A 21,377-nucleotide genomic window follows, 5' to 3' on the forward strand; every position below is an offset into this window, starting at 1 on the left:
TTCTCACTGCAATCGCGGTCCTGGGCCAGGTCGGGCGGCGCGGTCGAGCACGATCGGTGCGCCGGCCGTGACGGGGAGGGGCCAGCGGCCCAGCCGGGTCGTCGCCCCGAGCTGGTCGGCGCCGGCGAGCCGGGAGTCGTCGGAATCGGCGATGACGGCGCCGTCGGTGCCGTCGCCGGGCCCGCCCGCCAGGCGCAGGCCCCCGCCGAGCCGCCTCCCGCCGGCCGCGCCGGTCCACCGGACCTCGACGCGGCAGTGCGCGGGCACGAAGACGTCCAGGAGCCGGTCGAGGAGCGGCTCGAGCTCGGTGCGGTCCGGCCCGACGGCGAGCGTGATGCGCACCGTCCGGGCCCGATAAGCGAGCATCGCCACCGGGTCGGCGCAGGTGGGACCGAGCCGGGCGGTGCCCAGCACCAGCGCGCCGGCGCGCGGCGGGCGTGGCAGCTGTCCGAGCGCCACGGTGTCCGCGCCCAGCCGGGCGGGCTCCGCCCCCACCGACGGCGCCGCGTGCGCACCGAGGAACCAGCCGGCGGGCTCGTCGGCCGAGTCCTCGACGCTCGCCCGGCCGCCGGTGACGAGGTCGAGGACCAGCTCCAGACCCGTGCGGGTGCCCCGCAGGTCGAGGATCTCGGCGGCGCGGACGAGGAGGTCCCGCCGCACGTGCGCGGGGAGCTCGCCGAGCGGGGGGAAGCCCAGCCAGCCGAGGAGGTAGTCGCTCCAGCCGTCGTCCGCGGTCACCGGGTCGAGCCGGGCCGGGAGCGCGTCGAGGGTCTCGTCGATGCCGTCGAGGAGCACCTCGTAGGGCGCGAGCAGGCGACGGAGCTCGTCGGCGCCGCGCGGGTCCTCCCGGTAGATCGCCGGGAGGTGGTCGAGGTAGGACGTGCCGGGGTAGCGCACGCGCAACCGGGCCAGCTCGGACGCCGGGCCGCCGGCGGGCACGGCCAGCTCGAGGCGCAGCCAGAGCGTGGTCCCGTCCGCGCCGTCGAGGAGGTCCACGAGCCGTTCCGGCGAGTCGGTGCTGCCGCGGTAGGTGGCTCCACGCCGCCAGGTGAGCCGCTGCTCATCGACGACGCCTGCTCGGGACCGTCCGTCGAGCAGCGACGCCGCGAGTGACGGGTCGCCGGTCGCCCAGCTGATCTCCAGGGTCGTCCCGGCGGGCAGGACGACGTCGACCTCGGCCCGGTCCCACGGCGCGACCGGCCCCAGGGGTGAGACGAGGGCGGGGGTGATGAACGTGGCCCGGCGGGGCTCCGTCGCGGGCGCCGCGACGATGTGGGCGAGGCCGCCGCTGCCGCCGAGGACGAGGGTCGTCCCCTCCACGGCGAGCGAGGTCGGGCGGCCGAGGCCCCGCGGGAGGGTGAGGACCTGGTGGTCCTCGACGTCGCCGGTGCGGGGGTCGAGCGACTGGTACACCACACCGGCCGAACGGTCGTCGGCGACGGTGAGCAGGTGCACCACCGTGTCGGCGGCGAGCAGCGTGCGGCCACGTCGGTGCACGGGGTCCAGCGGGATGCGGGTCACGGCCGCCGTCGAGGTGTCGACGACGAGCAGCTCGGTCGAGGCGTCGGGGTCGACGACGGCGATCCAGGCCCCGGTCGCGCCTGCCGCCACCGACAGCTCGGCTCGGTCACCGACAGCCGGATCCGACGTGTCCGCGCCTGCGTCCGCGGCCGGGCCCGAGTCAGGGCCGTCCGTCCGGTCCAGCGCGATGGTGTCGCGACAGGTGCGGCCCCAGCAGTCGACGTGCCGCAGCCGCCGGCCCGCTCGGCCGAGCTCCACGACCCACACGCCGTCCGCGCCGTCACCGGTCACGTCGCTGACCCGCCAGCCGGTCGGGACCGCGGCCGGGGTGAGGCGCTGGAGCGTCCGGGCGTCGTGACGCTCGAGGTCGTCCCCGGCGAGCACCCACAGCAGCGACCGACCGACGACGAGGCGCCGCGCCGGCGCAGGACCCTCCAGGACCCCGAGCTCGGCGACGGCCTGCTCCTCCGCCAGCAGGCGCGCAAGCTCGCGGGACCGCGGCCGCAGCCAGGTCAGCCCCGCACACCCGCCGGCCGCGGGCAGGGCGCCACCGTCGGCACTCCCCGTTCCGCCGACAGGGCGCACCGTCAGAGCGTCCGGGACGACCAGCCGGTCACCCCGCACCTGCAGGCCGCGGCGGACGCCGGCCCGCCAGTGGGCTGCCGTGCGGAAGTCGTAGACGCGCTCCTCGACCGAGGGCATCAGTCCCACCTCCGCCAGCTCGGCTCGGCGCCCGGGGCGCCGCCGTCGACGACGACCTCCACGTCACCCGCGACGACGACGCCGTCACGGGGCACCGTGAGCCCAGACGACGCGTCGTCGGCGGACGCCGAGGAACCTGCCGACCCGTCCCCCGCGAGCCGGACGTCGGGGACGGTCCCCACACCCTCGACGCTCGCGACGATCGCCACGACGTCGGTGACGGTGAGGTCGCGCCCCAGCGGCCACGGCTCTGCAGATCGCCGCACGGCGGTGAGCCGGTCGCGCAGGGCCCCCTCGACCGCGGCCGCGACGTCACTCGGGACGGCCCACGCCTGGGACGTCACGCGCACCGCCACGTCGACGACGACGACCGCCGGTCCCTGGACCACCAGCCGCTCGCCGAGCACCCGTCCGCCGCCGAGCCGCGCGCTGACCTCACGCAGGTACGCCCGCGGCACCTCGGCCGAGCCACCGGGTCCGACGCCGAACCCGGCCGGGGCCACGACGAGGGTCCGGACGCCGTCGACGGAGCGGCCGGGGAGCCGGCGGTCGAACCGCGGCAGCACCTCCGCCCGGCCGACCGCCATGCCGGGCAGGGCGTAGGCGGCGGCCGCGAGGTCGTCGTCGGTGAGGAGTGCGGCGCGGCTGGTGGCCGCGGCCCGGGCCTGCGCGAGGAGCTCGGTGGCGGTCGTCGCGTCCCGCCCGCCCGCAAGGGCATGGCGGTTGGCGCCGTAGGGCGCCGGGCCGAGGACCGGGACGCCCCAGGTCAGCCCGGGCCGGAGGTTCCCGCCGGAGCCCGCGGTGCGCAGCAGGTCGCCGTGGGCGATCGCCGCGCCGGCCGGCGGGCGGCGGCCGTTGACGCCGTTGCCGAAGACGACGGCGTCCGGCGAGACGGCGTAGTGCGGGTCGTCGGGGCCGGAGGTGGCCAGGTCGTGCTCGGTCCAGGGCTCACCGCCCACCTCGATCGTCAGCCGGGGGCCGCCGGGCGCCGGGACCAGGTCGGCGGTCGAGAGCTCGACCACCTGGTCGGGCAGGCCGGTGCCGACCGTCAGCGCCGCCCGCGCGACGTGCTCGAGCTGGACCACCGGCAGGGCGTTGACGGCGACGGCGCGAACCTGCGGGGCGACGGGGAAGAAGCCGCGGTCCAGCCGGAGGCGGACCTCGGCGGTGCCCGGCCGCGCGGGCGGGACGGTGAGGACGACGACGCCGGTCCTCGCCAGGCCCGCGGTGCCGTCGTGGTCCACCGGCAGGTGCTCCCAGCCGTCGCCGGCTGCCCGGTACTCCCAGACCGCTGGGCCCCAGGAGGTCTCCGGCGACGGCGGGGGTCCGGGCGGCGCGGCGACCTCGAGTCCGAGCGCGATCGGGGCGGTCGTCCCGGCCATGCCGGGGGCCTCGTCGAACCGGAGCGTCAACGCGGTGGCGGTAGCTGTCTCGGTGTGGATGGTGCCCGGGCCGGCGCCGTCGACCGTCCACGTCACGCCGTCGGGCGCCGGCGCGGGCACGGGCACGCCGCCAACCGTGAGGTCCACCCCGACCAGCGCGGCGGGCGTGAGGTACACCTGCCGCTCGGTGACGACGCGCAGCGCCGGGTGCGCCTCGCACCGGACGTCGGTGCTCGGCTGGAGGAGCCGGCCCTCGGCCACGCCCTGGGCCGGCCAGACGATCCCGCGCGCCGGGGCCGGACCCTCCGCGCGGCGGCCCAGCAGCGCGGCGAACGCCCGCAGGTGCCGGCCGCCGACGTGCCCGGCGCGGTAGACCTGCTGGTCCACGATCCAGGCGAGGAGGTCGACGAGCGTCATCCCCGGGTCGTGGACGTTGTGGTCGGTCCAGTCGGGGGCGTACCGGGGGATCTCCCCACGGGCGAGGTCGACGAGCTGGTCGAACTCGATCGTGTCCAGCGGGGTGACGAACTCGCTCGGGATCACGGCGCGCCTCCCGTGACGACGACGGAGAGGTCCTGGGCGCAGACGAGGCCGTCCACCGGGAACGCCTCGGGCACGTCGACGCTGACCTCGACCACCCGCTCGACGCCACCGACCGGGGCGAGCGCCCGCAGCACGTCCGCGGTCGTCGGGCGCCGGCCGAACGGCCACCCGGTCCCGTCCGGCCCGCCGGTGACGGGGTCGAACAGTGCGGCGAGCGCCGTGGTGGCGTCCTGCTCGACGGCGGCCCACCGCTCGGGCGGGGCGCCGAGGGTGACCGCCACGGTCACGGGGACGTCGGTGGGGCCGGTGACCTCGACGCCGTCGCCGTCGAGCGCGCCCCAGCCGACCTCGCGCAGGCGCGCGGCGACCGCGTCGAGCTGGGCGAACGTCGGGTGCGGGCAGCCGGTGCCGCGCACGGCGACGGCGACCCGGACCGGCTCCCCCGGCCCCCGCGGGCGCCGGCACCGCGCGCGCAGGACGTCCCCGGAGGAGGCGACGGCGAGCGCCTCGACGTCCGCGGGGGTCAGGGCGCGGCCGGCGTGGCGGAGCTGCTGGGGCGCCGTGGCGAAGAGGGTGTCGGCGGCAGGGGCATCGATGCCGCCGGCGGTGCCGAGCGGCAGGACGGCGGCCTCGACGCCCTGGACCGCCGTCGTCAGACGGGTGGCCGGCCAGGGTGGGGTGTTGCCGGCCGCTCCCCCGCCCTGCTGGTAGCCGAAGGCGCGGATGTTGTCCCGGCCGGCGGGCGGGATCCGGCCGGTACGGTCGTCGCCGAACCGCACCCGGCCGGTCGCGGGCTCGAGGACGTACACGCGCGCGTCGCCGGGCTGCCCGACGAGGCTGTCGACGCGGCGCCAGAGCACCCACGTGCCGGGTGTCCGCTCGACGCCGGTGACGACGGGGGTCGGGCCGGCACCGCGGTTCTCGGCCGCGAGCGCCGCGAGTGCCGCGACCTCCTCCTGGCTCAGGTCCTCGCGGACGCGGAGCTCGACCGTGTCGGGCAGGACCGGGACGTCGGCGAGGAAGACCGTGGTGCCGGGGGCGCCGAGGCTCGAGCCGAGGATCTCCTGCTGGACCGTGCGCGCCTGGCTGACCGGCACCGCGTTCGGCAGGAGGAGGCGCACCACCGGCGCCCAGCTCGCGGCCGCCTCTGCGCCCGACCCCGCGCCGGAGCCGGATGCCCCGCCGGGTGTCGCACCGGATGCCCCGACCGGGTCCGTGCCGGGGCGCAGCCGCAGCCACACCCGGTCCCGGCCGAAGAGCCGTACCGGCACGGGATCGTGGTCGAGCGCCAGGGTGATGGTCCCGGTGCGGCGCAGGGACGCCGTCCGGTCGTCGGCGGGCACCCGGCGCCACCCCTCCGGGGTGCGCACGTCCACCTCGAGCGCCCCGGTCCCGGGCTGGTCGACGGCGTCGACGAGGAGCGTGATCGGCCCGCGGCCGATCGCGGCGGTCAGGCCCGCGAACACCGCCCGGGACTCCGCGCCGACGGCGCCGGCACCCTCGAACAGCTCGAAGCTCGCCGACGCCACGGCTGCCGCCTGCGTCTGGTCGACGACGTCGGCGTTGTTCTCCACGAGCAGCACCTCCGGCGGCAGGCCCGGCGGGGAGGCGAAGGACGCCTCGATGGCGAGGATCTCGGGCGGGCGCAGCTCGGAGGTGTCGACGACGACCGTCTGCTCCGTGACGCCACCGCTGGTCTCCTGCCGGACCACGTACGAGGGCCGGCCGTAGTCGCCGCCCACGAGCCGCGCCCGGATCCAGTAGTCCTCCTGGCCGCCGATCTCGGTGGTGGTCAGGTCCGCGGGGACGACGAAGCGGATGCTCCCCGACGTCGAGAGGTCGTCGGTGCCGTCGAGCACCTCCAGGCGCCGCCAGCCGTCGCCGTCGGCGTACTCCCACGACAGCTCGGGGTTGGTGTAGCCGCGCTCGCGCACGGTCACCGTCCAGGTGGGCTCCTCGGCGAACGACGCCGCCGTCGCGCCCGCCGCGGGCAGGGTCTCCCAGGCCGCGCCGAGCCGCGCCCACACCACCGACAGGACCCGCTCCGCGCGCAGGACCTGCTGGGTCCTCGGGTCGGCAGGGGCGCCGAAGACGAGCTCGTGGGGCTTGACGGTGGTGACGACCTTCGCGAGGGTGCCGAGCGCCTCGTCCGTCACCGACACCACGGCCGTCTCCTCGACCACCTGGTACTCCGGGTCGTCGCCGGCGACCTCGGGGTCGAGGGTGGCGACGCCGTCGGTGAGGTCGGTGACGACGTGGCTCGCCTCGCCGGCGACGATCCGCGACCCCACCTCGGTGGCGGTGTCCGTGGCGGCCAGGCGCAGCTGCGTGCGGCTGTCCGCCGGGTCGAAGGTGCCGGTGTGCGCGGTGGTGCTCACGCGCAGGAACCGCACGGTGGTCCCGGCGGTGACGCCGTCGACCTCGTACACGCGGACGTCGCCCTCGCGGATGCGCCGGTTGGCCGACCCGAGGGTGAGGAAGGACGGGGCGGTGCCGTCGGACGGGGTGATCTCGGCGCGGTTGGGCACCCAGGGGCTCTCGAGCTCGATGAGGTCGTGGAGCTCGACGTCCAGCTCCTCCGGCTCGGCGACGGCGGCGCGCAGCACCCGCTCGCCGGCGCCGGGCACGAGCAGCTCCAGCGCGTCGTCGGTCGCGACGAGCTGGGGGCGGGCGGCCGACGCCGGGGCGGGCAGCGGCGTGGTCGTGACGTCCTCGCCGCCCTGCCACACGAACGCCTCGTCCGGGCCCAGGCCGGCGGTCGTGGGCAGGCCACCGACGCCGAGGACGCCCGGGTGGGCGTGCAGGGCGGAGCCGTCCGCGACCGTGGCCGTGATGGGCAGGACGGTGGTGTCGTCGCCGTCCCGGTCGATCCCGACGAGACCGCCGCCGGCCGCGAGGCAGACCCACAGGTGCTCCCCGCCGCCGGTGCGGTAGCGCGTCGCTGCGGGGACGACGTCCGGGCGGGCCGGCGGCACCGGCTCCTCCCCCGCGACCTGCGTCCACGACGCCGTCGGTCCGGCGGCCCCGTCCTCGACGGTGGCCACCCACAGGGCGCCGTCGTCGTCCGCGGCCAGGACCTCGACCCGGTCCGGGCGGCCCGGCCAGTCCGCACCCTGGACCTCGGTGAGGAGCCGGAGCCCCGCCGGGGCCAACGAGTCCGGCTCGACGACCGACCAGCCCACCGCGCGCCCGGCCTCGTCCAGCCGGAGGGCGTGCAGGTCACCGCCGGACATGTCGAGGACCACGGCCGCGCCGTCGCCGGCCGGGGCCGGGACGATCACCGGCGCGACGACGGCGACCTCGCCGTCACCCGCTGGCGTCTGGCCGGCCGGGCGGTCGAGCGGGTGCCACGTGCTGCCGTCGACGGTGACCGTCGTCGAGGTGCGCACCACCGCGGACCACAGCGCGCCGTCGCGGTCGGTCACGACGACGACGTCGCCGGCGGCATCGGTCCGCCCCACGGCCACCGGCGCGGCGGCCCCGAGCAGGACCCGGCGGCCGTCCTCGCCCGTGAGGGGCGCCTCGAGCCAGCGGACGGCGCCGTCCTCCGGCAGCAGCACCTGGAGGTTGCCGTTGCGGCCCGCGCCGTAGCCGCGCCAGTCCGTCCCGGACCCGGTCGCGAGGGCGAGCGCGACGATCGAGGAGTCGACCAGGGTGATGTCCAGCCGGGCCGTGGCGCCCTTCTTGCTGAGGGTCTCCGGTGCGGCGAGGGCGAAGACGTCGAAGCGCAACGGCTCGGGGCCGAAGGGCAGGAACCGGCGGGTGGTGGCGAGCGGGGTGCCGTTGTGCGCGGCGGCGGTCACGGTCCGGCTGCCCTCCGCGGGGGTCGCACCGCCACCCGCGCCGGTGCCTGTGCCCGTACCCGTGGCCCCGTCCTCGCCGGTCCCCGCGGAGGCGACGCTGAGGTGCACGCCCGACGCCCGGGACGTCGGGGGCCTGCCGACCACCGGGGTGCGCAGCTCGGCGCGCAGCCACCGGGAGGTCTGTCCGTGGACCTCGGTCTCCTCCACCGACCCGGCCCACGACTTGGCCAGGCGGACCTCCGCCCCCCGGACCCCGAGCAGGTCGAGCCGCTGCCAGGCCGGCTCCTCCTCCCCGTCGCGGGTGCCGAAGAGCGACCAGGCGACGTCGAGCGCGCCGAGCTCCCGGGCGAGACCGGCCGGGGCGAGGGTCACCCCGATGGTGGCGGGCTGGTCGAGGTTGAGCAGGTCGGGGTGGCCGAGGTGCAGGACGTGCGCCTGGACGTCGCGCAGGCGGAACGACTCCAGCGCGGAGATCCGCACCGCCGTCGTCCCGGCGTTAGCGGGCTCCTCGAGCGGGTCCAGCAGGGTGACGAGCCCGTGCTCGTCGGCCTCGAGCACCCGGTAGGCGCCGGTCCCGATCCGCAGCAGGTCCTCCGGGGCGAGGCCCCCGGCGGGGCTGAGCTGGACGGTCCGGCTGCCGGCGCCGGCGAAGGTGAGCAGCCGATAGCTGTCCGCGGCCGCGACCGGCGCCGCTGGCGAGGTCACCCGCGCCGGGGCGAGCTCGATGCGGTCGGCGCCGGCGTCGACGGCGACCAGCTCGCCCACCCGGCCCGGGACCACCCGGAGGCGGGCCTGGGTCTCGAAGGTGACGTCGTCGCCGGCCGGGGCGGGCCGGGCACCGGCGGCACCGGCAGCACCGGCAGCACCGACATCGGGGGCCGGGGGTGTGACGGCCACCTGGGTGCGGGCCGGCGCGTGCACGGCCCGCAGCTGCTTGGCCCCGAGGGTGAGCACGAGTACCCCGGTGGCGGGCCGGGGCGGCGAAGGCGGCAGACCGAGGAGGTCGAAGAAGGCCAGGGCGTCGCGCCGGGCGGTGGCGTCGAGGCGCTGCGTCGTCTCCTCGGCGAGCCGGGCGCCGATCCGCAGCAGGGCCGAGCCGACGTCGTCGCGCTCCCCCGTGGGCCGCCACCGCGGGGTGAGCGCGGCGGCGAGGCGGCGCAGCTCGGCCCGGAGCTCCGGGGCCCGGCGGGGATCGGTCCCCGGGTGGACGCCGACCTCGAGGCGCGAACGGTAGGTGCTCATCGGCTCGCCGACTCCCGGAAGGAGAAGGGGTAGACGAGGTTTCCCGGCTGGTTGGTCGCCCGGACCTCGTAGTCGATGACGACGTCGAGGCGGCCCAGGGCCAGGTGCGCGCTGCTCACGGTCACGGCGCGGACGTCGATGCGGGCCTCGTAGGTGCGCAGCGCCTCGCGCACGGTCGTCTCGATCTGGGCGACGACCTGGGTGGACAGGGCGGCGAAGACGAGGTCGTGGATGCCGCACCCGAAGTCCGGACGCATGACCCGCTCGCCCTTGGCGGTGCCGAGGATGATGAGGATCGACTGGCGGATGTCCTCCTCGTAGGAGACGAGCTCGACCAGCCCGGTGGCCGGGTCGAGCGCGACGGGGAAGGCCCACCCCGTCCCGAGGAACTCGCGTCCGCGTGCGTCGGTGTCCATGGTCAGCCGATCAGGACGGTCGGGTCGCCGGTGGCGACTGCGTTGGGCGGTCCGGCCTCGATGATCTGGTCGCCCACCCGGGCCGCGGGCAGGCCGCCGATGAAGACCGTGGCGCTGCCGACGGCGATCATGCCGCCGACGTGCGGCTTGGGCCCGTCGAAGACCGGGCAGAGGTGCGTGTCGGGCCCCGCCCGCCACGCCGGTCGTCCGCCGATGAGGACGGTCGGGCAGCCCGGCCCGAGGGTCAGCGGCGTGCCGTGGGCGGTGGTGTCACCCACCCGCGCGGCCGGCTTTCCCATGTTGTCCCTCCTCCTCGCTGATCCGGACGACCTCGTCGACCTCGTTGAGCTGACCTAGTTGATCTGCACGACCGAGCCCTGCAGCTTGAGCGTCCCCGACGACGTCAGGCTCATCGACGCCGAGGCGTCGATCGAGACCGTGGCGCCCTTGAGGACGAGCTCGCGGCCGGCGGTGACGGTGACCTTCGCGCCGCCGGAGTCGATGGTGATGACGTTGTTCTTCGCGTCGTCGACCGTGATGCCGTCCTTGTCCAGGGCGATGCGCTTGCCGTCGGCGAGGCGGACCTCGATCTCGGGAGCGGCGTCGTCGTCGTTGAACCGGATGGTGTGCCCCGCGCGGCTCTTGATGACGCGCGTGTTGTTGGCGCCGTCGTCGTTGTCCGCGGGTGGCTTGTCCTTGCCGTTCCACAGCGAGCCGAGGACGTAGAGGTGGGAGGGGTCGCCCTTCTCGGCGGCGACGAGCACCTCGTCGCCGACCTCGGGCAGGAAGTACGTGCCGCGGTCGGCCCCCGCCATGGGGACGGCGAGCCGGGCCCAGAAGCTCGTGTCACCGTCGGGGTGCCAGGGCAGCCGGACCCGGACGCGGGCCAGCCCGTCGGGGTCGGTGTTGTCCGTGACCTCCCCCACCGCGACGCCGGTGAGGAAGCCGTCCGCCTCGCGCTCGGCCTCCTCGGTGCGCATCCAGGTGCCGCTCATACCGTCGTCTCCTGCACTGTGAAGGTGGTGCGGTAGCCGCTGCCGTCGAGGGTGTGGGTGGTCTCGGCGATGTAGTAGGTCTTGGAGAAGGCCCGGCCCAGCCCGCCGAGGGTGACGTTGGTGTCGGGCAGGAGCTCGGGCAGGCCGACGCACTCCCCGCGGCCGGTGAGGAAGTCCTGGGCGCGTTCGTCCAGCACCGCCTGGGCGCGCGCGTCGGCCTCCTCCTGGGTGCTCACCGGTGCCCGGAGGTTGAGGACGGGGTCGGCGGCGAGGGCCCGGACGACCCGTTCTCCGCCGCTCTCCTCGCCGGTGTCGCGGCCGGTCTCGTCACCGCGCCGGGCCCGGCCCACGATCTCGGTGCCGGTGGCGGCCGAGCGGCCGTGCACGCGGACCTCGGAGATCTGCCGGGCGAGGTTGGCCTCGGGGCTGAAGCTGAGCAGGCCCTCGCCCCAGACGAGTTCGGCGACGGCGGCGGCGTCCTTGTGCCGGGGGCCGAAGTAGAGGGTGCGGTCCCGCTCGTAGAACGTGGCCTTGTTGCGCTCGGCGAGGGTGGTGACGAAGACCATGTCGGTCTCGTTGTTCTGGTCGATCCGGTCCTTGGCGGGGGTGGTGGGCTCGACGTCGGCGCGCAGGCCGGCCGCGCGGGCGACGTCGGCCACGGCCGTGCTGTCCGGGGCGGCCTCCCAGTGCCGGGTGTTCTTGCCGACGGTGAGGGGGTAGAGGCCGTCGCTGCCGCTGATGGACAGCTCGGGGGTGGAGCCGGCGGAGAAGTCCGTGCTGAGCTCGGTGACGACGCCGGTCAGCACCGGGCTGAGGGCGGCGGGGTCGCCGTACCCGAGGGCGATCTCGACGGTGGCGCCGAAGGCGAACAGCTCGAGCAGGTCCACCCGCTCCTCGGCGCGGGTGGCGAGGAACTCCCGGGCCTCCCAGTCGAACGCCGCCGCCACTTTGAAGGAGAAGCGTCCCGCGGTCTTCTCCTTGAGGTCGACGCTGACCGAGGTCACCGCGAGGTAGAGGTCGCGCAGGACGTCCTCGCCGCCGACCTTGACGGCGAAGGTGGGGACGTAGAAGCGGTCGTGGGCGGTGTCCTGCTCAAGCTGGGCGAGTCGCACGGGGCACCCCCTCGTCGATGGGCGGCAGCACGAGGACGGTCCCGGGCGGGATGCGCCGGGGGTCGTCGACGTCGTTGTGCCGGGCGATGAGCCGCCAGTACCGGGGCTGGCCGTACTCGCGGGCGGCGAGGAGCCAGATGCTGTCGTGGGCCTCGAGGACCCGGCGCTTGGTCTTGTCGGCGGAGTTGCGGCGCGGGTCCTCGAGCTGCTCGGCGATGGTGCGGTACTGCTTGAAGGTCACCGAGAGGGTGGCCCGGACCGGGGTGCCGTCCGAGGCGAACATCGTCAGCCGCTGGGAGATCTTCTCCACGACGGCGACGAACCGGAACACCCCCCAGCGGAACTCGACGCGGGGCGGGGCGTGGAGGTCGCCGTCGATGGAGAGCAGGTCGGTCAGCGGGGAGGTCAGCTCGAGGACGTCCCGGCTCTGCCCGTCGGTCCAGGTGTCGAAGAGCAGGTCCATGCTCAGGACCCGGGCGTTGCCGTTGACGAACTGCACGACGGGGTTGGACAGGCCCGGCGGGGCGGACTCCTGGAAGTTCGCCGAGTACTCGACGTTGTACTCGGTGGGGTTGAACAGCACCGTGATGGGGTTGCCAGCGGCGCGCCCGTCGAGGGGGGTGACGATGGCCTTCGCCAGCTCCTGGGCCATGTCAGCCCCTCCCCCGGCGCTCGCGCTCGATGCGCATGCGCTTCTCGAACCGGTGCCACAGCTCGCGGTCGAGCCGGTCCAGGTCGACGGCGGGGGCGGCCGGGGCGGCGGGCGGCGGGGCCGGGGCGGGCGCGGCGGGGGCCTCGACGACGGCGGGCCGGTTGCGGTGGACGAGCGGGGCGGGCGGGCGGTCCGGCACGGCGAGCGGCCCGGGGGCCGGCGGAGCGGGCGCGGGACGCGGCGCACTGCGGAGCCGTGGCCCGACGCGCAGCTCGGTGGCGGGGTAGCCGCCCGGGTGCGGGGCGGGTGGACCGGTCGGCCGGCGGAGGCGACGGCGCGCCGGCCCGGGGGCAGGGGCGGCCGGGTCGGCGGGCCGGTCCATGAGCGGTTCCCTGGCGGCGCCGAGCCGCGAACCGCGGGTGCGGTGCCGGAGCGACGGAACCGTCGCCGGAGCTTTGACGTCCAGCGGCTCCGCAACGACGCCCGGCGACGTCGGCCGTGCAGCTGGCCGGCTGCTGATCAGTCTCTGCTGGCCGTCACCGTCGGAGGGAGGAGACGGTGTGCGCCAGGTGGTCCGTGTCGCGGTGGTCTCGCTGCCGGACCGGTCGATGAGGTCAGCCGGCGTAAAGCGATCGAGCCGAGCCCCACGCGGTGCCCGCACGGCGTCGGGCTCACGGGTGCTCAACGGCCGGCGGGTCAGCCGGATCGGCGCCGAGTCGCTCGCCACCCCGAGGCGCCACGCGCGCTGGACCACCGCGGACTCCGCGCGTGTGCCGGGCGCCGCCCACGCTGCGCGACGCTCAGGTTCCACCGCCGGCGCGACCTCGCGCACGAGCGTCGTCAGCCGCTCGGCGAGCCAGACCCGCATCGAGAGCGACAGGGAGAGACGCACCGCGGCGCCGTCCCGCGAGCGCAGCACCGGCGCCGGCACCGCCCGCGCGGGCCGGCGGAAGATCAGGGCCAGCGGCCGCCGCCACAGCGGCCCGCGCCCCGACCGTCCGCCGCCCGCCCGGTCCCCAGGCACGCCGTCACCCAGCGCAGTAGCCTTCCCCCCGCGCAGCCACCCGGCCCCGGGGCGGTAGGTCGGCGCGGGGCGCGTGGGCAGGCGGGCGCTCATCGCTGCCTCGTGATCCCGTGGTGGACCAGCTCGACCGCCTCGGTCGCGACCGCCCCGGACATCGCGTCGAGCTCGGCGCCCGACCACCGTGCCGGGTACGCCGCGGCGCACACCCACCGCCACGCCTCCTGCCCCGCCTCGTCGAGCAGGACCACCGAGACGGTCCGGCGCTGCACCCGCCCGGAGATGACCTCCTGGTGCCAGTCCCACAGCCACCCGTCCACCAGCCCGCGCTTGAGGACGAGCGGCGGGTAGGTGGTCTTCAGCGCCAGCTGGTGCTCGAAGTCGTTGACGCCGCCCTCGCGGTAGGGCTCCACCTGGGTCTGCCGCTCGACGCCGGAGACCGCCTGGAACCCGCCGGCCTCGGTGCCGTCGATCTCCACGACGAACCGGAACAGGCGGAAGGGGTCGGGGCGGGCCATGACTCACCTCCTCAGAGGGTGTCGAACGGGTTGGCGGGTGCGCCGTCGAGCCGGCGGTTGATCTGGGAGATCTCCTCGCACCAGCGCCGGCGCTGGGCGTGCTCGAGGGACATCAGCTCGGTCTGCGGCCAGTGGAAGTGGTAGGCGATGAAGGCCATCTCCTCGTAGAGCTGGGCCACGGGATAGGCCCTCACGCTTCCCCCAGGGCGTAGACCCTCCCGCCCCCGGCGAGACGGCCGTCCGCCGAGCCGGCGAGCTGGCCGTCGTCGTCGCCCAGCCGGCCGTCCGGCTCCTCGGCGGCGTTGAGCCGTTCGTAGAGCACCTGGAGGTAGTCCAGGTCGCTGGCGAAGAGCCCCTCGACCACCTTGGTGTTGACGTCGGGCAGCGACCCCAGCCGGGTCACCACCCGGGCCAGGACGATGATCGTGAGGTAGGCGGGGTTGGCCTGCACCCGGGGGTCCTTGAGCGGCAGGATCTCGTCGGCCGCGGTGGCCAGGCGCATGACGCCGTCGGTGTGCAGGACGCCGTCGGCGTCGAGGTAGCCCTTGGGGAGCGTGAAGTCGACCTCGGTGGCGAACATGATGGGCCTCCCTACTGGATCCGACGGATGCCCTCGTTGGCGAGCTCGAGGGTGTCGATGGCCACCTCGTTGCCGGTGCCGTTGAGGTCGGTCGGGTCGTACTTGCACGGCCACGCCCGGGTGACCTCGAAGGCGGCCTTGTCCTCGCCGGCCTCGTTCTGCACCCGGATGACGACCGTCTTGCGGATGTCGTCCTGGAGCGTGGCGCCGCCGACGACGAGCTGGTGCCAGTCGGCGAGCTCGAGGGAGTCGGTGATCCCCCACTTGAGGGTGACGTTGGCGTACTTGGTCAGGCCGGAGAGCTTGCGGACCGTGAGGCGGGCCTCGTCACCCTCGCGGTACTCGATCGGGTCGCTCGCGAGGTCCCCGATGGTGACCTCGGAGAACGCGGCCTGCTCGAGGCCGTCGATCTCCAGCCGGAACCGGAACTTCCGGAGCGGGTCCGTGCGTGCCATCGCTCAGCCCTCCTGGCTCGTGGCGGTCGTGCTCGTGGCGGTCATGCCCGTGTCAGTCATGACTTCGCCTCCTGCGTCTTCTGGAAGACCCGGAAGACGACGAACTCGGCCGGCCGGACCGGTGCCACGCCGACCTCGACGATGAGGCGGCCGTTGAGGAGGTCGTCCTCGGTCATCGTCTCCCGGCCCACCGCGACGGAGAACGCCTCCTCCTCCTTCAGCCCCAGCAGCGCGCCCTCGCGCCACTGGGTCCGCAGGAACAGCGTCACGGTCTGCTTGACCCGCGCCCACAGCCGCGGGTCGTTGGGCTCGAACACCACCCACTGGGTGGAGTTGTAGATCGAGGCCTCGAGGAAGATGAACAGCCGGCGGACGTTGACGTACTTCCACAGCGGGTCGCTGGACATCGTCCGGGCGCCCCACAGCCGGATGCCGCGGCCGGGGAACCGGCGGATGGCGTTGACCCCGCGAGGGTTGAGGACCTCCTGGGTGCCCTGGTTGATGTCGTACTCCAGGTCGACGGCGCCCGCGAGGGTCTCGTTCGCCGGGGCCTTGAACACCCCGCGGGTGTTGTCGGTGAGGGCGTAGATCCCGCACACGGACCCGCCCGGCGGAACCAGGGTGCGCACCCCGCTGCGGGGGTCGCTCACGTAGATCCACGGGTAGTAGAAGGCGCCGTACTTGGTGTCGGTGACGTCCGAGCGCGGCTCGATCCCGCTCGCGTTGCCCAGGCCCTGGAGGGAGTCGACGACGGCGAAGCGGAACCTGTTCCGCTCGCAGTGCGTGACCACCTTGCTGGCCGTGTCGTAGTCTACGCCGGGGGCGTAGACGATGGCAACCTCCCGGAACCGGTCGAGCTCGAGGGCCTTGAGGCCGCGGCGCCGGCCGGGGTCGGGGTCGTTGACGTCGTAGTCGGCGGGGGTGAGGGGGTCGCCGTCGGCGCCGCCGTCGAGCTGGGCCGAGACGCCGTCGCCGGTGGGGAGCTCGGCGTCGTCGGCGGCCGAGATCTGCACGAGGGAGGAGTTGAACCCGTTGACCCGCTTGTCGAAGTACGCCGGCGAGGCGGGGTCGAGGCTGAGGTCGTCGAAGTCCTCGGCGATCGTGCTGATCGGACCCTCGTCGATGCCGCCGGCGTCGTCGGGGACGTCGGCGGGGTTGGCCCAGTGGTCCACGCGCAGGCGGAACCCCACGGGGTTGCCGTCCGCGCCGCGGGTGCTGCCGGGCAGGATGCGGACCCAGGTGTTGTTGTAGGCGGTGCCCGGTCCGGTGGCGGTGACGGTGAACCCGCCGACGTCCGCCGTGGCGGCGGCCGCCCCGGCCCCGACCACGCGGGTGACGTAGCAGCGGCGTCCGCCGTTGTCGAAGAAGGTCTTCACGGCGTAGGGCAGGAACTTCCCGGCGCCGAAGACGTCGCCGAACCAGCGCAGGTACTCCCCGTAGCTGGTGGTCAGCCACGGCACCAGCGGGCCGCGCTGGGCCTCCCCGAGGAACGCCGCGGTGCTGGTCGCCACGCCCTCGATCGGCTTGGGGCCCCGTTCGATCTCCTCGACGTAGACGCCCGGTGCGAGGTACTCAGGCATTCGACTCTCCTGTCGTGGCGTGGGTTCCGGCGGTCCGGAGGCTCTCGCGCAGCTGCGCCTCCGACTCCGCCCTGTGCTTGTCGCGCGCCTTCGTCGCCGCCGCGAGGTCGGCCTTGGCCGTGGCGGCGGCGGTCTCGGCATCGGTGAGCGCCTTCTGGGCGTCAGCGAGCGCCGTGACGGCGTCGAGCAGCTTGGGCTCCAGGTCCTTGGGTGGGATGAGGCGGGGCCCGTCGCCGAAGGACTTCCGGCGGGCCGCCGCCGAGCCGAGCAACCAGTACGCCAGCGCGTACTCACCGGCCTGGCGCGCCTTGGCGATCTCCTCGCGCCGGGTCTTGAGCTCGGTGTGCTGCGCGGTGACGGTCGCGGTGAGCTTCTTCCACCCGGCCAGGGCGTCGGAGCGCTTCTTGACCCGGTCCTTGAGCCGGTCCCGCCTGCTCTCGGCGCTCGCGAGCGTCCGGGCAGCCTTCCTCGTCCTGCGATCGAGCTTCTTGGTCCGCTCCGACCGTTCCTTGACGAGGGCCTCGACCCCGGCGACGCCGTCCTCGCCCAGCTGCCGGCGCAGGCCCTCCTCCTGGGACTCGAGGTACTCCCCGTAGGCCGTGTCCTCGCGGGCGAGTGCGTCGTAGGCGGCGGTGTAGGCGGTGGCGGCGGTCTCGGCGTCCTTCTGGACCGCGCGCAGGGTCGTCAGCCGGTTCTCGAGGTCCGCGAGCGCGACGTCGGCCTGGTTCTTCTTCGTACGCGCGGCGGTGGCGTCGGTCTCGAGCTGGGCGAGCTTCTCGGCAATCGTGTCGTCATCGCTCGAGCCACTGCCGGTCGAGTCGTCGTCGGTGGAACCACCGCCGGTGGACCCGTCGGCGGTTCCGGTGCTCGGCGTGCCCGCCGCCGCGTCCCCGGCGGGCGCCTCGACCACCTCCTCGGTCTGCTCGGTGGGCACCGCCTCCTCGGTCGGGGGTGAGCCACCGGCCTCCCCCACCGCCTGGCCCTGCGGCTGCAGCTGCTGGTCGAGGTCCTTCTGCTGGGCAGGCACCGCCTCGGCGTCACCGGCGTCCGCTGATGGTTCGCTCACGGCCGCGCTCCTTCCTTCTCGTTGGTGGTCCGCCCGGCTCAGGGGCCGGCTCGTACGTGGATGGGTGGGACGACGGCGTCGTCGAGGTCGATGGGCGCCGTGAAGACGTGGTGGCGGCCGTGCTGGAGCTGCACCGCCAGCGTCCGGGTGGGCAGGCCGTCCTTGGTCACGGTCAGGACGACGTCGATCTCCGCCGGCTCGTCCGGGGCCGGCGGGCGCAGCTCCACCACGAGGGCGAACGCACCCCGCTCGTCGGTCGTCGCCGGGAACTGCCGCCCGGGTCCAGGCGCCGCGGCGGAGACCGCCGCCCCCTCCACCGGCACGGGCGCACCCCCCGGGCTCCGCACCACCACCCCGCGCACCAGCGTCGCGACGTCGTCGAAGGGGGCGTCCGGCCGCCGCTCGAGGGCGACGACATGGCGCACCCCGTCGGCGGCGGGGTTGACCGTCAGGAGCACCGGGCCGCGGTAGATGCTGCGTTCGGTCCCGAACCGGAAGGTGAGGTCCTCGCCCGGCGGGGCGTTGAGCACCACCGCCTGGCCGCTGAGGTTGCGCACCACGGCGACGGGGCGCGCCTGCCCGGCGGCGACGTCCCACAGGGCCACGTCGACGTCGCCGCGCACCGGCCGGCGGGTGGCGCCGTCCATGAGGGTCACGACGGCGGTGACGACGTCGGTCCGGCCCTCCTCGAAGGCGATGCTCATAGCGCCCCCACCCGTTCGGCCAGCGGCCCGGGCGGGTCGGGCAGGACCCCGGCGCGATAGCGGCGTTCGGTGACCCGGTCGTCACGGGTCGGCGGCGCGGACGTGACGAGCACGGGGCTGGCCAGGTACACCATCGACGTGCGGTAGGACGACTGGGGCAGCAGCCCCCAGATGCGGCTGAGGTCCTCCACGGTGCACGGCTCAGGGGTGACCCGCACGGTCTGCCCGGGCACCTGGTCGATGGTGGGGCGCTCGTGCAGGGCCTGCACGGCCGCCCCGAGGGTGAGGAGCTCGTCGGGGTCGGCGCCGCCGCCCGGCCCGGCGCCGGTGGAGCGGAACACCGAGAGCAGGTAGCGCAGGTCCAGGGCGAGGGCGTCGGTCGCGACGAGGGGACCGTCGGCGTCGCCGGGCCGCGGGACGAGCACCTGCTCGTTGCGCAGCGCCGGGCTCGGGACCACGTGGACGAGGAAGAGGGCGAGCTTGCGGTCGGCGACGTCCTCGGCCACCGGCGGGCCGACGTAGACCTTGCCCACGCCGACGGCGCTCTCGAGCCGGGCCTGCAGCGCGGCGGTGACCAGGGCGACGGCGTCGGCGGTCATGGCCGCACCAGCGCGGGCGTGCGCTCCTCGGGCACCGGCCAGTCGTCGAGGGTCTTCTCCGCGGCGAGCAGGCCGGTCTTGCGCAGCTCACGGCGGGTGGCGGTGCGCACGTGGTCCAGGCCGATGGGGCCGCCGCCCGGCGCGGCGAGGAACGCGGCGTGCAGGGCGATGGACTGGATGCTGCCGCCGCTGATCGGCAGGCGGCTGGCGACGGCGGCGACGTCGAGGCCGTCCAGCGGCGCCGCCGGCGGGAAGGCCTTGTGCCAGATCCGGGCCCGCTCGGCGGCGGTCGGGACGGCGAAGTCGACCACGAAGCGCAGGCGGCGCAGGAACGCGCCGTCGATGTTCGCCTTGAGGTTCGTCGTGAGGATCGTCAGGCCGCGGAAGGACTCCAGGCGCTGGAGGAGGTAGGCGACCTCGACGTTGGCGTGGCGGTCGTGGGCGTCCTTGATCTCGGTGCGTTTGCCGAACACGGCGTCGGCCTCGTCGAAAAGGAGGACGGCGCCGGTGCGCTCGGCGGCGTCGAAGACCCGGTCGAGGTTTTTCTCGGTCTCCCCGATGTACTTCGAGACGGTCTTGGACAGGTCCACCTGGAGCAGGTCGACCCCGAGGTCGCGGGCGATGATCTGGGCGGCCATGGTCTTGCCGGTCCCGCTCGGGCCGCTGAAGAGGGCCGCGACGCCTTGCCCGTAGGGCACGCGGGCGGCGAACCCCCACTCCTCGAGCACCCGGCCGGCGTGCAGGACGTGCTGCGGGATCGCCTTGAGCAGGGTGCGGTTCTCCTCCCCCAGGACGATGTCGTCCCAGCCGTAGACCGGGGCGACGCTGCGCACCCCGGCGGGCAGCGTGGCGGGGCGCAGGTCCCGGGCGGCGCGCTGGACGAGCTCGACGGCGGTGCCGGGTGTCCCGGCGCCGCGGTGCTGGGCGGCCAGGGCGGCGGCGTCGTCGAAGGTGGCGGGCTCGAGGACGACCGTGGCGGCCAGCCGCTCGGCGTCGCCGGGCCGCAGCGGCAGGCCGGCGTGCTCCGCGGCCCGGGCCCACCAGGTGGCCCGCTCGGTCGCGGGGACGGACGGGGCCCGTAGGACGAGCCGGGACCGGGCCGGGCCCAGGTCGCCGTCGGCGGCGACGAGGCCGCCCGCCCGGGGCAGCGCGGCGTCGCCGACCCGGTGGCGCTCGGACTCGTCCAGGGTGTCGGTGCCGAGCAGGAGCAGGGCGCCGCCGAGGAGGTGGGCGAGCACCGACCAGTCTCCCGCGGCGGCCGCGCGGGCGCCGGGCTCGACGCCGGCGAGGTCGCCGACGACGAGCGGCACGCCCGTCCACGCGGTGAGCCGGGAGAACCAGCGCTTGGCGCCGTCCCCGCCGACGAGCCGGACCACGGTGGCGCGGTGGGCGGCGTCCTCGAGCTGGCGGGCGAGGTCGCTCTCCGCCGCCGACAGCGGCGGCTCCGAGCCGGCCAGGGAGGCCCGCAGCTGCGCGCCGAGGCGGGCCGCGGCGTCCTCCGCGGAGGGGGCGAGGAGGTGGGCGAGGACCGCGGCGGACGGGGCGTAGCCGACGTCGACGGCGGGGGCCTCGCTCTCGACGGGGCGGATGAGGCCGACTGCGACGAGCGAGCGGGCCCGGCGCAGGTCCCAGGCGCTGAGATGTTCGCCGGTGAGGAGCTCGGCCAGGAGGGTCAGGCTCGGCCGGCGGCGGGTGAGGTCGTCCTGGAGGACACCGACCGCCGTCGCGTAGCGCCCGTCGATCTCCGGGGCGAGGACGAGGCTGAGGAGGCGCAGGTCCTGGTCGGTGAGGTGGTAGGCGTCGGCGACGTCGGCGACCGCCGTCGGCAGGGCGTGGCGGGAGACGAAGAGGCTGTCGTCGACGTCGGCGAGCCGGCCGGCGAGGTCGTCGGCCTGCGGCCGGGCGGGGTCCACACCGAGCATCTCCAGCGCCTCGCGCGGGCTGACCGACCAGCCGAGCACCCCCTGGCCGCTCTCGCCGAACCGGCGGGTCAGGGCCAGCGCGAGGCTGGTCTCGACCCAGCCGGCCAGCGGGGCGAGTCCCTCGGCGTCGACGCCCCGGTCGAGCCCGGTGGCGTGGACGACGCGGATCCGGTCCCGCTCGTCGTCGGCGGGGGCGGTGCGGGCCTCGCCGGCGAGGGCCCGGACGACGTCGGCGAGCTCGGTCCACCGGGCGTTGTCCACCCCGACGAACGAGCGCGCCGCGGCCGGGTCCAGGAGGACGACCATTCGGACGGCCGGCTCGTCGAGGTAGCGGCGGCACGCCGCTGGGTCGCTGCCCTCGAGGACGAGGACCACGGGCTCGTCGGTCGCGGCGGCCCGGACGGCGGCGTCGACGTCCTCGACGGCGATGACGGTGAACTCGCCGGTCTCGCCGAGCAGGGCGCGCAGTCCCTGGGTGAACGGCTCGCTCGAGAACGGGCCGATGAAGACCGTCATCCTGCGCGTCACTGCTGCTCCAACCCGACGATCTCCCCACCATGGCGC

The 21,377-nt window shown here is 75.5% G+C and carries 18 protein-coding genes; all 18 read right to left on the minus strand.

The window, feature by feature from the left end:
- Positions 1-3: 3 nt before the first annotated feature.
- The 18 genes from EDD32_RS17600 to EDD32_RS17685 are packed head-to-tail and all read right to left on the minus strand — an operon-like array spanning position 4 to position 21,341.
- Entirely contained in the window at positions 4-2,223 is a 2,220-nt protein-coding gene (locus tag EDD32_RS17600; RefSeq protein ID WP_123919605.1) for a hypothetical protein, read from the minus strand.
- Positions 2,223-4,148 carry a baseplate J/gp47 family protein gene (locus tag EDD32_RS17605; protein WP_123919607.1) on the minus strand — a complete coding sequence of 642 codons (1,926 nt, stop codon included), beginning with the start codon at positions 4,146-4,148 and terminating at the stop codon, positions 2,223-2,225. The genes EDD32_RS17600 and EDD32_RS17605 overlap by 1 nt, the downstream gene beginning before the upstream one ends.
- Positions 4,145-9,193 (minus strand): baseplate J/gp47 family protein, encoded by a 5,049-nt coding sequence (locus EDD32_RS17610; RefSeq protein WP_123919609.1) that lies wholly within the window; start codon positions 9,191-9,193, stop codon positions 4,145-4,147. The genes EDD32_RS17605 and EDD32_RS17610 overlap by 4 nt, the downstream gene beginning before the upstream one ends.
- Positions 9,190-9,609, minus strand: a complete 420-nt coding sequence (locus EDD32_RS17615; RefSeq protein ID WP_123919611.1) for a GPW/gp25 family protein — start codon at positions 9,607-9,609, stop codon at positions 9,190-9,192. Before EDD32_RS17615 ends, EDD32_RS17610 begins: the two co-directional genes overlap by 4 nt.
- Positions 9,610-9,611: 2 nt before the next feature.
- Positions 9,612-9,908: a PAAR domain-containing protein gene (locus EDD32_RS17620; RefSeq protein ID WP_123919613.1), complete on the minus strand. Its 297-nt coding sequence runs from the start codon at positions 9,906-9,908 to the stop codon at positions 9,612-9,614.
- A gap of 54 nt (positions 9,909-9,962) precedes the next feature.
- Positions 9,963-10,604 (minus strand): phage baseplate assembly protein V, encoded by a 642-nt coding sequence (locus tag EDD32_RS17625; protein WP_123919615.1) that lies wholly within the window; start codon positions 10,602-10,604, stop codon positions 9,963-9,965.
- Entirely contained in the window at positions 10,601-11,716 is a 1,116-nt protein-coding gene (locus EDD32_RS17630; RefSeq protein ID WP_123919617.1) for a phage late control D family protein, read from the minus strand. The genes EDD32_RS17625 and EDD32_RS17630 overlap by 4 nt, the downstream gene beginning before the upstream one ends.
- A complete protein-coding gene (locus EDD32_RS17635; protein ID WP_123919619.1) occupies positions 11,697-12,368 on the minus strand; it encodes a CIS tube protein in 672 nt (223 codons plus the stop codon). Before EDD32_RS17635 ends, EDD32_RS17630 begins: the two co-directional genes overlap by 20 nt.
- Position 12,369: 1 nt before the next feature.
- Positions 12,370-13,485, minus strand: coding sequence for a hypothetical protein (locus tag EDD32_RS17640; RefSeq protein ID WP_123919621.1), 1,116 nt, complete (start codon positions 13,483-13,485; stop codon positions 12,370-12,372).
- On the minus strand, positions 13,482-13,907 hold the full coding sequence (locus tag EDD32_RS17645) for a phage tail protein (RefSeq protein ID WP_123919623.1): 426 nt from the start codon (positions 13,905-13,907) through the stop codon (positions 13,482-13,484). The genes EDD32_RS17640 and EDD32_RS17645 overlap by 4 nt, the downstream gene beginning before the upstream one ends.
- An 11-nt stretch (positions 13,908-13,918) precedes the next feature.
- Positions 13,919-14,101 carry a DUF6760 family protein gene (locus tag EDD32_RS17650; protein ID WP_123919625.1) on the minus strand — a complete coding sequence of 61 codons (183 nt, stop codon included), beginning with the start codon at positions 14,099-14,101 and terminating at the stop codon, positions 13,919-13,921.
- Positions 14,098-14,490 (minus strand): hypothetical protein, encoded by a 393-nt coding sequence (locus EDD32_RS17655; protein WP_484103616.1) that lies wholly within the window; start codon positions 14,488-14,490, stop codon positions 14,098-14,100. Before EDD32_RS17655 ends, EDD32_RS17650 begins: the two co-directional genes overlap by 4 nt.
- 8 nt (positions 14,491-14,498) lie before the next feature.
- Positions 14,499-14,942, minus strand: a complete 444-nt coding sequence (locus tag EDD32_RS17660) for a phage tail protein (protein ID WP_123919629.1) — start codon at positions 14,940-14,942, stop codon at positions 14,499-14,501.
- Between the two features lie 56 nt (positions 14,943-14,998).
- Complete coding sequence (locus EDD32_RS17665) at positions 14,999-16,522, minus strand: phage tail sheath family protein (RefSeq protein WP_123919631.1); 1,524 nt, start codon at positions 16,520-16,522, stop codon at positions 14,999-15,001.
- Positions 16,515-17,588, minus strand: a complete 1,074-nt coding sequence (locus EDD32_RS17670) for a hypothetical protein (RefSeq protein WP_123919633.1) — start codon at positions 17,586-17,588, stop codon at positions 16,515-16,517. Before EDD32_RS17670 ends, EDD32_RS17665 begins: the two co-directional genes overlap by 8 nt.
- 38 nt (positions 17,589-17,626) lie before the next feature.
- Complete coding sequence (locus EDD32_RS17675; protein ID WP_123919635.1) at positions 17,627-18,292, minus strand: hypothetical protein; 666 nt, start codon at positions 18,290-18,292, stop codon at positions 17,627-17,629.
- Positions 18,289-18,891 carry a Pvc16 family protein gene (locus EDD32_RS17680; protein WP_123919637.1) on the minus strand — a complete coding sequence of 201 codons (603 nt, stop codon included), beginning with the start codon at positions 18,889-18,891 and terminating at the stop codon, positions 18,289-18,291. The genes EDD32_RS17675 and EDD32_RS17680 overlap by 4 nt, the downstream gene beginning before the upstream one ends.
- Positions 18,888-21,341 carry an AAA family ATPase gene (locus EDD32_RS17685; RefSeq protein WP_211338881.1) on the minus strand — a complete coding sequence of 818 codons (2,454 nt, stop codon included), beginning with the start codon at positions 21,339-21,341 and terminating at the stop codon, positions 18,888-18,890. Before EDD32_RS17685 ends, EDD32_RS17680 begins: the two co-directional genes overlap by 4 nt.
- Positions 21,342-21,377: the final 36 nt, after the last annotated feature.

Source organism: Georgenia muralis (assembly GCF_003814705.1).
GTDB classification, from domain to species: domain Bacteria; phylum Actinomycetota; class Actinomycetes; order Actinomycetales; family Actinomycetaceae; genus Georgenia; species Georgenia muralis.